This is a genomic window from Acinetobacter sp. WCHAc010052 (genome assembly GCF_002165295.2).
Classification (GTDB): Bacteria; Pseudomonadota; Gammaproteobacteria; order Pseudomonadales; family Moraxellaceae; genus Acinetobacter; species Acinetobacter chinensis.
In genome coordinates this window covers 1566933-1580317 of sequence record NZ_CP032143.1, presented here as the reverse complement: position 1 = coordinate 1580317, position 13385 = coordinate 1566933, and the positions used below count along the sequence as shown (strand labels likewise).

Genomic DNA, 13385 nt, shown 5'->3' with positions numbered 1-13385 from the left:
AAACTGCACAAAGTTTCCCTGTATGCTTACGATGCGTACTCTCATCGGCTTTTTCTGCATCTACAGATGAATATGGTGAAGCAGCTGAATACTGTGTTTTTAAACGCTCAAAGGAAAATATCAAAACAATTCAGATGCTGCCGATCATTCAGCTCTGTTACAGCGTGAATAAGTTATTCAGAACTGTGCCACTGACCCACAAAAACTTTAGCATTTTTTTGAATAAGCAAATCAATAATCAAGACAACCACTTATATGAAATAGTCATAAGATATGCCTGTTTTCTGATATCTGGTTTTTGTGATGTTTGGTCCTATTGAATTTATTCTGGCAGGCGTTCTGGTTGGTTTCTGTGTTGGGATTACTGGTGTAGGTGGAGGCTCATTAATGACACCCATACTCATCAGTCTTTTCCGTATTGAGCCTCATATCGCGATTGGTACAGATCTGCTCTACGCTGCTATTTCAAAATTCTGTGGTTCTCTGGTGCATGCCAAAAAACTGAATATTGTGTGGCCTATTGTTTTATGGCTGGCACTGGGCAGTGTTCCTGCATCATTCATCACCCACTGGATTCTGGACAACTATCTGAGTCAGTCCACGCATTATAAAATGGTACTGACCACAGTACTTGGCTTTATGCTGACACTGACAGGGATTTCCATTATTTTCCGCTCTCAGATCGAACGCTTTTTTGCAAAATTCCGCAAAAGTGAGCTTTCTGAACAGCAGGAACAGGTCGAGTTCAACATCCAGGGCAAACAGACTTATGTTGTAATTATGGGCATCGTACTTGGAGTATTTGTCACCCTGTCTTCAGTTGGTGCTGGTGCTTTTGGTATTATGGCTTTGATTCTGATGTTCCCAAATCTGCCGATGATCCGCATTATCGGTTCAGATGTCGTACATGCAGTCTTACTGACTTCTGTAGCAGGATTTGCTCACATGACTTCGGGAAATGTCGATTTTCATCTGCTTGGATGGCTGTTACTGGGTTCAATTCCAGCGATTATTGTCGGCACACTGATCAGCTCACGTTTACCAGAAAAACTGATCCGTAAAATCCTGGGAATTACACTGTTTGCTCTTGGAATTAACTTTATTTTACATCCAGTTAAAACCAAACCTGTGGAAAAACCTCAGACTGTCATGACAGTGCAGATCAATCAGCAGCAGACAGTCTGATTCATAACTATTTATTATGAATACTGTGTAAGTATTTAATGATTTATTTATAGTAATAAACTGATCAAAACATGTTATATTCGGGCAACCGAAACACATCTGTACCACCTTCTAATACCAGTGACGGCGATGAATACAATACAGTCTACACCTATTACACAATCAGACATTGATGACGTGAATGTTCAAAGCATTCAGCCACTCGTAACTCCTGCAGAACTGAAAAAAGAGTTACCTCTGAATGAAAAAGCCTACCAAACTGTTCTGAAAGGTCGTGAAACCGTCCGAAATATCCTGGATGGCAATGATAAACGTATTTTTGTTGTCATTGGTCCCTGCTCTATTCACGACACTACAGCAGCACATGAGTATGCAGACCGTCTGAAAGTACTGAGTGAAAAAATCAAAGACACCATTTATGTCGTTATGCGCGTATATTTTGAAAAACCACGTACTACAGTGGGCTGGAAAGGTCTGATCAATGACCCGGACATGAATGACTCTTTCAATATTGAAAAAGGATTACGCCTGGGTCGTGAGCTTCTGTTGGAACTGAACGAAAAAGGTCTGCCATGTGCAACTGAAGCACTTGATCCAAACTCACCGCAATATTATCAGGATCTGATTTCCTGGTCTGCTATTGGTGCACGTACTACTGAAAGCCAGACACACCGTGAAATGTCATCAGGACTTTCCTCTCCTGTCGGTTTCAAAAATGGTACTGACGGTGGCTTAACAGTTGCAACCAACGCAATGCAGTCTGTTAAACACGGTCACAGCTTCCTGGGCTTAAATAACGAAGGTCAGGTTTCTGTCATCCGTACCAACGGCAACCCTTATGCCCACGTTGTTCTTCGTGGTGGTAACGGCAAACCGAACTATGATGCAGGCTCTGTCGCAGAAGCAGAAAATGCTTTAGCTAAAGCAAAAGTCAGCACTAAAATCATGATTGACACCAGTCATGCCAACTCAAACAAAGATCCATACCTACAGCCTCTGGTACTGAAAAATATTACAGAACAGATCTTGGAAGGTAACAAATCCATTGTTGGTATTATGGTTGAAAGCCACTTAAAAGGTGGTCGTCAGGATATTCCTGAAAATCTGTGTGACCTCGAATACGGAAAATCCGTGACTGATGGATGCATTGACTGGGAAACCACTGAAAAAGCCCTGCTTGAAATGCATGATGCCTTAAAAGACATACTGCCAAATCGCTAAACAGTGAAAAACGCCATCGTCATGATGGCGTTTTTATTTTATAGTGGAGGCTATTACTTTAGAACAACATGCCATGAATGAGATTGAAAACAGTCTTTGCCAGATTAAAAAATTCCAGTTTATACACGAACACCTGTTTACATCCGGTCAGCCAACAGCGGAACAGCTGAAACTGATTAAAGAATATGGTGTAAATACCATCATTAATCTGGCATTAACCGATGATGAAAACCATCTGCTCCACGAAGACCGTAATTGCCTTGAAGTTGGACTGCACTATATTCAGGTACCAATTTCATGGGATACCCCATCAGATGACCAGTGCCTGCTTGTACTGGATATGATAGACCATCTGGTTCAGGAGCAGACCGTCTGGCTGCACTGTACAGAAAATCATCGCGTTGCCAGCCTCATGTATCTGTACCGACAGTATTACATGGATATAGAAATGCCGGATGCTCAGGAGCAACTGCATAAAATATGGGAACCCAACGAGACCTGGACGGGATTAATCCATGCCGTATCCTTACAGCTACAGGGTCGTAAAGCCACACGTGAACTTCAGCATTCCTTAATGCATGCGGATCATTTTTCCTGAGAACTCCAGACGATCCGAACAGATTTCCCAGCCAGATATATCCGTTCAATAAAAAACCCTTTACTTAAAAGGGTTTTTATCATCAATCCAGCACAGCCCGAAAGTGACTCTCATGCATGCGAGATCAGAACGGTTGCTGTGGAGAGGATTCCCTCCTGGCGTCCTGTAAAGCCAAGCTGTTCTGTCGTCGTTGCTTTTATACTGATCTGATTGATATTTACATTCAGTACATCCGCAATACTCTGTCTCATTTCAGCATTATGCTTTGCCAGCTTTGGGCGTTCACAAGCCACAGTAATATCAGCATTATTCAACACATAACCTCTGTCCAGAATCAGCTGATACACATGTTTCAGCAATACCCGGCTGTCTGCCCCCTTAAAAGCAGCATCTGTATCTGGAAAATGCTGCCCGATATCTCCCAGTGCCAAAGCCCCCAGTAAAGCATCACACAGTGCATGCAGCACCACATCACCATCAGAATGTGCTTTTAAACCATGGGTATGCGGAATTTTCACGCCCGCAAGTGTGACGAAATCTCCTTCCTCAAAAGCATGAACATCAAGTCCCTGACCTATTCTTATCTGTGCGACCACTGTTATTTCCCTCAGAAATATATGATTGAAATCTTGTATTCAAGCTCGCTGATTCGCTATAGTTAGCTCAGTACAACGTAGTGAAAGTATAAGCGATCATGCTGTTGAAAACCGACTTTAAAATCATCAAATCTTTAGGTACTTTGTTCTTTCTGGGCTTTTTATGTACCAGCCAGGCGTACAGTCAGGAAATTGACTGCACAGATAAAACATCTTCTGCACTTAAAAAAATCTGTTCTTCAGAGTTTGATGAAATCCGTGAAAAACTTGCAACCCATTATCAGACTGCACTGTATGTCAGCGATGCGCCATTGCAACTTTTGCAGGACACTCACACTCTGTGGTTCAAACGGCTTCAGCAATGTAAAAGTATGACCTGCTTTAAAAATCAGTTTGAAATCCGTACCGATGATCTGAATTTTTATACCTCACTCAATCAGACACTGACTTCACACTATTTAAAGTTTGAACACGGACAGCTCGCGCCCTCACCTGTTCATATACAGGTACATCAGCTCAGTAAAGACAGCATTAAAATCGAAGGACTGGCTTATCGCAGTCCCAACAACAAACTGGAAACACAGACTGTTTCCTTTCTTGCTTACACCACACCGGAAAAAAAGAACAATATTACAGACAATGAACATGACTGCGCTTATCAGTTCAATTACAGTAAAGCGATATTATCAATAAAAACAGAACAGAAAGGATGCGAGAGATTTGCAGGAGTCTACCGTCTGTATGACTAAGCCCCTGGGAGACTGCAAATCATTGGTCAACTTTTGGGGATGCCGTTCTCTATGGATGCTTTAACACATGAACTTTTCCATTTACTGAAACTTGAAAAAATAGACAGCTATCTTTTTAAAGCACCAAGCCTGCCCTTATTCGGTTCCCGTATTTTTGGAGGACAGCTCTTAGCCCAGTCTATTATTGCCTCATCCAGTCTCTGTAATAAACCGGTACACTCACTGCATGCATACTTCCTCAAAGCAGGAGATGCAGACAGTACAGTCCTTTATGAGGTTCAGCAGCTCAGAAAAAGTCCGGCTTTTTATACTGCGCAAATCAGAGCATTTCAGCATGGCGAAATCATTTTCTCAGCTTTTATTTCCCACTGTGATCCTGAGGATGCACCACATTATCAACAGGCTGAACCAGAAGCCGTTACTCCCAAGGCTTTAAAAACAGAAGAAGAATGGAAAGCAGAATATGCAGATCAGGTTCCAGAGCCTTATCGTAAAACATTTCTGACACCATTCAACATTGAAATCAGACCTGTCAGTACAGCCGGTTTTGTTATTCTTCCACATGCGGTTACAGGGCATATCGAGTACTTAAAAACACTCGAAGATATACCGCCAGAATATAACCAGACCATGTTCCATCAGGCTATTGTTGCCTATATGTCTGACTATGAATTACTCACTGCCGCACTGAAACCACATGCAATGAGCTACCTGTCTCCTGGACTGATCAGTGCAAGCCTGGATCACAGTCTGTATTTCCATCATCCAGTCGCTGCTGATCAATGGCTGAAATACAGTATTGAGTCCACAATCAGTTCAAACGCACGGGGAATGAATTCAGGGCAGTTCTGGCAGAATGGTCTCCTTGTATGCAGCTGTACTCAGGAAAGTCTGATGCGTATTGCCATCACAAATAAATCCTGAAAAACATGATCCGATTTTGCAGAAAACATACGTAAATCGCTGTTTTCTGCATATCAGCTGAAATCAGACAGGATGATAACTGGCGACTTCCTGACTGATCATCACCGCTGTTGCTGCTGAAAGTGTCCATCCCAGATGACCGTGTCCTGTATTATAAAAAACCCGCTCCCGCTTTCCTCGTCTGACCACTGGCATCATATTGGGCATCATCGGTCTTAAACCTGCCCAGGGAACGCTGTGCTCAGTCGAAATATCAAAGTTTTTATTCACCCAGTCAATCAAAGGCTGGATACGGTCAGAACGGATATCTCTGTTATAACCATTAAATTCAGCAGTACCTGCGACACGGAAACGGTTTTCACCGAGTCGTGAAGTAACAATTTTGGCACTTTCATCCAGCAGACTCACCCACGGAGCACCTTTTATACTTCGCTCATCATCAAGCTGGACAGTGATTGAATACCCTTTCACGGGATATACATTCACCCGATCTCCAAGTTTATTTGCCAGTTCATAGCTCCCCACACCACCACAGACGACAACAGCATCTGCCTGTAATTCTTCAAAAGCAGCAGCTCCACCCTGCATATTTTCCATACTTGCCCGATACTGAATGGTGACACCCTTTGAATGGTGCTGCACATCAACCACTTCCATACCAAATAAATATTTCACACCATATTTTTCGGTGGCTTTTGCAAGTCCCGTTGTAAATTTATGGATATCACCAGTGGCATCTCCTGGACAATAAAATCCACCATAATATTCCCCTGTCAGGGTCGGTTCGATCGATTTCATTTCTTCAGGAGTCACGGCATATCGCTCAAGCCCACCATCACAGAGCATATTGTTGACACTGGTCGCTACTGCATAATCCTGCTCGGTATGATAAAAATGCAGAATACCTTTTTTTTCCAGATTAAAATCAATCCCTTCCTGTTCAGCAATACTGAACAGACGCTCACGCGCCAACAGCGCCAGACGCACAGTTTCATGTGTGTTGGACTGATAATGTTTAATATTTCCAAGAAATTCCATTAACCATGCATATTTATGCAGATCAAAAGATGGGTTGAGCAAAAGTGGGGCATCTTTGCGCGACATCCATTTTATGCCTTTGAGCACCGTGGATTTCTGATTCCAGACTTCTGCATTACAGGCAGATAACTGCCCGCCATTGGCAAAAGAAGTCTCCATTGCAGGAAACAGATGTTTATCAATAACCGTAACCTGATAACCCAGCTGGGCAAGCTCATAAGCAGAAGTTACACCTGTAATTCCTGAACCAATAACGACCACATGACACATACGCACACTCCTTTGAAATGCATGGTTTTTATGCAATTTTTCAAGCATGCCCCATCTGTCATTGGTACCTGAGAGCTTCGGATGTTATTCAACTGATTTTGAATAACCCCATCCCCTTCGGTGAGCCATCTGTATGATTTACAGTGACTTCTCTCCAGATTTTTTGTAATTATTACAGTCCTTTTGCCTGAGAGTTTCCGGGGTCGTTGCTCCTTCGGCGAGTCTACAGAAGACTTCTCTCCTGCAATAATTCTTCCTTGTTGTATAGCAATGTATATGCCATATTTTGTACAAAGTGAAGTGTTATTTTCCGAAATGCAGATAATTCATCTGATCAGTTCTTAAGCCCTGCATCTTTTATCCTTTTCATATTTTGAAATAACGGAATGTATTGATCTGATTTGAACAGAATATTCTGATCTGAATTCAATACTACAAATAAAAAAGCCTCATCAGAATGAGGCTTTAAAATATAACAGTCTGCTACTTATGTGTATGTATGGACATCACAATCCCCATACTCGCCAGCATGGTTATCACCGCTGTCCCCCCATAGCTCATCAAAGGCAATGGGTCACCAGTCACAGGTAAAATCCCACTGACCATACCTGAGTTTAAAAATACAAAGAAGAAAAATGTCAGACCAACTGCACCAGCATACAGACGTCCAAAATTATGAAAACAGTTCAATCCAATCATCAGACAACGGATAATAATAGCTGCAAACAGGCTGAATAAAATAAAAACACCAATAAATCCGAACTCTTCAGCATAGGTCGACATGATGAAGTCAGTATGATGTTCAGGTAAGTACCCCAAATGTGACTGTGTACCGGACAGATATCCTTTGCCCGAAATACCACCAGAACCAATCGCGATTTTGGACTGAATAATGTTCCAGCCCGCACCAAGTGCATCAGACTCAGGATCAAACAGTGTCAGCACACGCTTTTTCTGATATTCCTGTAAAAAGAAAATCCATAAAAATGGTGCTGCTACCGCAAGAGCAGAGAGCGAACCCAGAATCAGTGACCATGACATACCACTTAAAAACAGTACAAAAATACCGGGAATAATCAAACCGATATTTAAGTCAGGCTGTAAAGCAACCAGTATAAACGGTACCAGCATCATGACCAAAGCAACAACAATATTGACAAACTTTGGTGGAAAAGCATATTTGGAAAAATACCATGCCATCATTAAGGGCAATGCAAATTTCATAAACTCACTGGGCTGCATACTGCCTATGCCGGGCAATGAAATCCAGCGTTTTGCCCCCATTCGGGTTTCACCGACAGCAAGAACCACGAGCAATAAAAATATCGCAATCATGTACAGATAAGGGCAGATGGTCTGATAGACCTTGGGAGGTATCTGAGCGCAGATAAACAGCAGTGTAAAACCAACACCAAAGCTGATTGCCTGACGCATGACCATTGCAGTGTCAGCAGCAGTTGCACTGTAGATCACCATCAATCCCAGTATCGAGTTCAAAATCAGAAAGCACAATAACCACGGGTCCAGGTGCAGTTTTGTCCACCGGGAAGAGTCTGTCTTTATGCTTCTTCCGTCACGCAAAGCCTGACGCAAAAAACGATACTGCTGTGAAGGGATCATCTGAAATATTTCAACAAAAACCAATCCGAAATTATAAAATTAAAATTACGGACTGAAAATCACAAAGCTTGATAATTTTGTGTCATCAAACAGGAAGAATCTGAGTCATACAACCTCAGTGCTGTGCACTGAGAATCAGATCCGCGAGTTCCAGATCATCTGGATAAGTAATTTTAATATTGTCTGACCGACCATGTACAATTTTTACAGGATGACCTGAAAACTCAAGCGCACTGGCTTCATCAGTAATATTTAAACCATTCTGCAATGCATGCTCAATCGCAGCTTTTAAAATACCAATTTTAGAAATCTGAGGCGTTTGTGCCTGCCATAAATGATCACGACTCACAGTCTGCTGAATTTCATTCTGACTGGCAAGTTTAAGTGTATCACGGACAGGAATCGCAAGAATTGCACTGCTCTGCTCATGCTGTGCTGTCTGAACCAGCTCTCTGAGACAGCTCTCGGTCACACAGGGACGAGCAGCATCATGAACAAAAACCAGATCATCGTCGGATGCAAACTGACTCAGATAATTCAAGGCATTCAGTACTGAATGAACTCTTTCCTGTCCACCTGAACAAAAATGGGCGCGCTCCTGATGACTGAATGCCAGTGTCTTTGCGAGCACATCATTTTCAGATATTGCAATCACATAACCCGTGAGTTCCAGAGTATTTAAACGATCAATCGTATGTTCAAGAACAGTCTTGTCCTGAATCTTCTGATATTGTTTTAACGCTGTAGCAGAGAAACGGCTTCCAGACCCTGCGGCAGGGACAATGCCCCAAAGATTACCACTCATCCAGTGGTGCCGCCAGTTCTGCTGAACCATCTTCATTGGTTCTTAAATCAACTTTGGAATTTGGATCTATATATATCGGTCGATACTGTGTACTGATCGTACTCATCTGAATAAATGTTTCATGTGGCTTAATCAAGCCGAGATCTAAACGGGCATGTTCCTCAATGGCTTCCACGCCATTTTTCAGATCATACACTTCTGCCGCCAGAACGCGGTTACGCTCCTTAAGCTCATTATTTAATTCTGTCTGTTGTTGTATTTTTTGAGAAAGTTGCTGGTGTTCACGGTAACCACCTTCACCAAACCAAAAAAGGTACTGAAACCCTGCGATCAGAATGATCGCAAGGCCCAGTAACATTTTGCTCGCTGTGGAGCCGAAGACATTTAACATAAATGGCATTCAATCGCTTAGTTCAAACCTTTGAACTCAGCTTTACCGCGATAAGCAGCATGAGTCAATTCTTCAATACGAAGTAATTGGTTATATTTTGCTACACGGTCAGAACGGCAAAGTGAACCAGTTTTGATCTGACCTGCTGCTGTACCTACTGCAAGATCCGCAATCGTAGAATCTTCAGTTTCACCTGAACGGTGAGAAATAACAGTAGAGTAACCATTTGCTTTCGCAAGATAGATTGCATCCAGAGTTTCAGTCAATGTACCGATCTGGTTGTATTTGATCAGGATGGAGTTACCCACTTTCTCATCAATACCGCGCTGTAAAATCTTAGGATTTGTAACGAACAGATCATCACCAACCAGCTGGATTTTGTCACCAAGAACAGATGTCAGATAAGACCATCCTTCCCAGTCAGATTCATCCAGACCATCTTCAATCGAGATGATTGGATACTGATTTACCAGACCTGCAAGATAGTCTGCAAACTGGTTGCTTGTGAATGCTTTGTTGCCTTCACCTGCAAGAATGTACTGACCATTTTTGTAGAATTCTGAAGATGCACAGTCCAGTGCCAGCATGATATCAGAACCAGCTTTATAGCCAGTCTGTGAAATCGCTTCAAGAATTACAGTGATTGCTTCTTCGTTTGAACGTAAGTTCGGAGCAAAACCGCCTTCATCACCAACAGCAGTATTTAAACCTTTTTTGTTTAAAACTGATTTTAATGAATGGAAAATTTCAGCACCTGCACGTAAAGCTTCAGCAAATGATGTAAAACCTACTGGCTCAATCATGAATTCCTGAATATCAACGTTATTGTCCGCATGCGAACCACCATTGATGATGTTCATCATTGGTACAGGCATAGACAGAGTCGTCTGACCACGTAAGTCAGCGATATACTGGAACAGTTCAGTTTTCTTTTCAGTTGCAGCAGCACGTGCAGCAGCCAGAGAAACTGCTAAAGTTGCGTTAGCACCTAATTTTTCTTTATTTTCAGTACCATCAAGCGCGATCATTTTGTCATCAAGCGCTTTCTGTTCAAATACGTTCTGACCTTTTAACAGGTCTTTGATTGAACCATTTACGTTTTGAACAGCAGTACGGACACCTTTACCTAAGTAACGTGATTTGTCGCCGTCACGAAGTTCCAAAGCTTCACGAGAACCAGTTGAAGCACCAGATGGTGCACATGCACGGCCAACAACGCCAGAGTCTAAGATTACGTCTGCTTCGATGGTTGGGTTACCACGAGAGTCCAAAATTTCACGTGCACGAATGTCAACGATTTGGCTCATGAACAATTCCTCGGTTGATTAATATAGACTGCGCAGTACGCAGCACAAGGTTAAATTTTTAGTGTGTATCCAGTTTTTTAAAGCCTTTGACCAGCGTATCCAGTTCCTTGATCTGTGCCAGGAACGGTTCAAGCTGAGACAGGCGTAAAGCACAAGGACCATCACATTTCGCATGCTCAGGATCTGGATGTGCTTCAAGGAACAGACCCGCAAGTCCTGTTGCCATTCCTGCACGTGCCAATGTTGTAATCTGCGCACGACGGCCACCGGCAGAATCTGCACGACCACCTGGTGTCTGTAAAGCATGTGTTACATCAAAGAAAACCGGTACTTCCATTTCTTTCATGATGTCAAAGCCCAGCATGTCCACAACAAGATTGTTGTAGCCAAATGCAGAACCACGCTCACAAAGAATCAGCTTGTCATTGCCTGCTTCCAGACACTTATGCAGAATATGACGCATTTCATGTGGTGCAAGAAACTGTGCTTTTTTGATGTTAATAATGGCTTGCGTTTTTGCCATTGCTTCAACAAGGTCAGTCTGACGGCTTAAAAAAGCAGGAAGCTGAATAATGTCAGCAACTTCAGCAACAGGAGCTGCCTGATATGGCTCATGTACATCCGTAATGATCGGGACATTAAAATGTTTTTTAATGTCCGCCAGCCACTCTACACCTTTTTCAAGACCTGGACCCCGAAAAGAATGCAGGCTTGAACGGTTGGCTTTATCAAAGCTTGCTTTGAACACATAAGGAATTCCTAAACGTGTGCAGATATCTACATAAGTTTCTGCAATTTCAAAAGCTAAATCTTTTGACTCGAGTACATTCATTCCGCCGAATAATACAAATGGCAAGTGATTTGCCATCTGTATATCGCCTAAACGTACAATTTCCTGTGCTTTTAATTGTGACATTTAAACTTCCTGGTTTAATGGGCTAAAAGCTTATTTGCCTTTCTGATACTGTTTTTTCGCAGCATCAATAAAGCCTGCAAATAATGGATGTCCATCACGAGGTGAACTTGTAAATTCCGGATGGAATTGTACAGCAATAAACCATGGATGGTCAGGAATTTCTACTGTTTCAACAAGATGCTGTACAGGAGAATAACCTGAAATTTTCATACCCACAGCTTCAAGCGCAGGAATGAAACGGTTGTTCATTTCATAGCGATGGCGATGGCGTTCAACAATTTCCGCTTTGCCGTAAACTTCAGCAGTTTTTGTACCTGCAACCAGTTCAGACTTCTGAGCACCCAGACGCATGGTTCCACCAAGGTCAGATTCTACAGAGCGCTGCTGTACTTCACCACGTTCATCCAGCCATTCTGTAATCAGACCAATCAATGGTGATTTAGTTGAACGGTTGAATTCCGTTGAAGTTGCATCTTTGATACCTGCAACATTACGTGCATATTCGATCACAGCCAGCTGCATACCCAAACAGATACCTAAAAACGGTATTTTGTTTTCACGTGCATACTGGATTGCCTGCATTTTACCTTCTGTACCACGTTCACCAAAGCCACCAGGTACAAGAATCGCATCAGCATCTTTCAATACTTCAGCAGGGTTCTGGCTTTCAAGTTCTTCAGCGTTGACATAATCAATCTGAACTTTTACACGGTTTTTAACGCCTGCGTGTAAAAGTGCTTCATTGACAGATTTATATGCATCTGGCAGTTCCACATATTTACCGACCATCGCAACACGAACGGTATATTCAGGATTCAACAGTGCTTCTACAACATTGTCCCAGTCTGTAAGATCAGCTTCTGGTAAATCGTTATAGCCGAAACGCTCACAGATTAAATCGTCAACATTCTGCTCATAGAATGTACGTGGAATCTGGTAGATTGAACGGGCATCTTTACAGACGACAACTGCACGCGCTTCAACATTGGTGAACAGTGCAATTTTACGGGTTGTGTCAGCATCAACATCGTGTTCAGTACGACAGATCAGAATATCTGGCTGAATACCAATAGACAGCAGTTCTTTTACAGAGTGCTGAGTTGGCTTGGTTTTAAGTTCCGCAGCAGATTTGATGTATGGAAGAAGGGTCAGATGCATAAGCATAGTGCGCTTATGACCCAGTTCAACCATGAGCTGACGTACAGATTCCATGAATGGGAGAGATTCAATGTCACCTACAGTACCACCGATTTCCACGATAGCCACGTCATAGCCTTCGCCTGCGCGAAGAACACGTTCTTTAATATTATCCGTAATATGGGGAATAACCTGAACTGTACCACCCAGATAGTCACCACGACGTTCTTTGTTCAGAACATCCTGGTACACACGACCTGATGTGAAGTTGTTCAGTTTGGTCATTTTCGCACGACGTAAGAAACGTTCGTAATAACCCAGGTCAAGATCTGTTTCAGCGCCATCTTCAGTGACGAATACTTCACCATGCTGGAATGGGCTCATAGTCCCAGGATCGACATTAATGTATGGATCCATTTTGACCATGGTTACTTTTAAACCACGGGCTTCTAAAAGTGCAGCAACAGAAGCAGCTGAAATACCTTTACCCAGCGATGATACAACACCACCAGTCACGAATATAAAATGGGTCATTAAGTTTCTCGTACAATGGAGCCTAAATTGGCCTACAATGTTGTGCGATTTTACTTTACCTTGTACCAGGAAAGCAAAGTCAATTCACATCAAT

Annotated in this window: 13 protein-coding genes and 1 riboswitch; of the genes, 5 read left to right on the top strand and 8 right to left on the bottom strand. The window is 42.5% G+C overall.

The genetic code is table 11. The features are described 5' to 3' along the window. Positions 1–303: 303 nt before the first annotated feature. From CDG61_RS07795 to CDG61_RS07785, 3 genes are all read left to right on the top strand, one after another. Positions 304–1185 (top strand): sulfite exporter TauE/SafE family protein, encoded by an 882-nt coding sequence (locus CDG61_RS07795; protein WP_087550197.1) that lies wholly within the window; start codon positions 304–306, stop codon positions 1183–1185. Between the two features lie 129 nt (positions 1186–1314). Then, positions 1315–2406: a 3-deoxy-7-phosphoheptulonate synthase gene (locus CDG61_RS07790; protein ID WP_087550198.1), complete on the top strand. Its 1092-nt coding sequence runs from the start codon at positions 1315–1317 to the stop codon at positions 2404–2406. A gap of 73 nt (positions 2407–2479) precedes the next feature. Beyond that, positions 2480–3004, top strand: coding sequence for a protein tyrosine phosphatase family protein (locus tag CDG61_RS07785; protein ID WP_087511635.1), 525 nt, complete (start codon positions 2480–2482; stop codon positions 3002–3004). A 110-nt stretch (positions 3005–3114) separates the two neighbouring features. On the opposite strand, the gene ispF is transcribed toward CDG61_RS07785, so the two are convergent. Continuing rightward, entirely contained in the window at positions 3115–3600 is a 486-nt protein-coding gene (gene ispF / locus CDG61_RS07780) for a 2-C-methyl-D-erythritol 2,4-cyclodiphosphate synthase (protein WP_087511634.1), read from the bottom strand. Between the two features lie 98 nt (positions 3601–3698). On the opposite strand from ispF, the gene CDG61_RS07775 reads away from it, so the two are divergent. Together CDG61_RS07775 and CDG61_RS07770 are read left to right on the top strand one after the other, a co-directional pair. Next, positions 3699–4349, top strand: a complete 651-nt coding sequence (locus CDG61_RS07775; RefSeq protein WP_087550199.1) for a hypothetical protein — start codon at positions 3699–3701, stop codon at positions 4347–4349. Positions 4350–4400: 51 nt separating this feature from the next. After that, a complete protein-coding gene (locus tag CDG61_RS07770) occupies positions 4401–5273 on the top strand; it encodes an acyl-CoA thioesterase (protein ID WP_171405583.1) in 873 nt (290 codons plus the stop codon). 63 nt (positions 5274–5336) lie between these two features. On the opposite strand, the gene CDG61_RS07765 is transcribed toward CDG61_RS07770, so the two are convergent. The 7 genes from CDG61_RS07765 to CDG61_RS07735 all read right to left on the bottom strand — a co-directional run bounded on the left by CDG61_RS07765 (position 5337) and on the right by CDG61_RS07735 (position 13291). Then, entirely contained in the window at positions 5337–6629 is a 1293-nt protein-coding gene (locus CDG61_RS07765; protein WP_118847346.1) for a D-amino acid dehydrogenase, read from the bottom strand. Between the two features lie 117 nt (positions 6630–6746). Continuing rightward, positions 6747–6835, bottom strand: a riboswitch (glycine riboswitch). Between the two features lie 229 nt (positions 6836–7064). Continuing rightward, entirely contained in the window at positions 7065–8201 is a 1137-nt protein-coding gene (gene rodA / locus CDG61_RS07760; protein ID WP_087550357.1) for a rod shape-determining protein RodA, read from the bottom strand. Between the two features lie 115 nt (positions 8202–8316). Further along, complete coding sequence (gene ispD / locus CDG61_RS07755) at positions 8317–9036, bottom strand: 2-C-methyl-D-erythritol 4-phosphate cytidylyltransferase (RefSeq protein ID WP_416240711.1); 720 nt, start codon at positions 9034–9036, stop codon at positions 8317–8319. After that, a complete protein-coding gene (locus tag CDG61_RS07750) occupies positions 8996–9397 on the bottom strand; it encodes a septum formation initiator family protein (RefSeq protein ID WP_087550358.1) in 402 nt (133 codons plus the stop codon). The genes ispD and CDG61_RS07750 overlap by 41 nt, the downstream gene beginning before the upstream one ends. Before the next feature lie 17 nt (positions 9398–9414). Further along, complete coding sequence (eno, locus tag CDG61_RS07745) at positions 9415–10704, bottom strand: phosphopyruvate hydratase (RefSeq protein ID WP_087550203.1); 1290 nt, start codon at positions 10702–10704, stop codon at positions 9415–9417. Between the two features lie 58 nt (positions 10705–10762). Beyond that, the gene (kdsA, locus tag CDG61_RS07740) at positions 10763–11620 is read right to left on the bottom strand and encodes a 3-deoxy-8-phosphooctulonate synthase (protein WP_087550204.1); all 858 of its coding nucleotides are present in this window, start codon (positions 11618–11620) and stop codon (positions 10763–10765) included. A 30-nt stretch (positions 11621–11650) separates the two neighbouring features. Then, complete coding sequence (locus CDG61_RS07735; RefSeq protein WP_087550205.1) at positions 11651–13291, bottom strand: CTP synthase; 1641 nt, start codon at positions 13289–13291, stop codon at positions 11651–11653. Positions 13292–13385 lie beyond the last annotated feature (94 nt).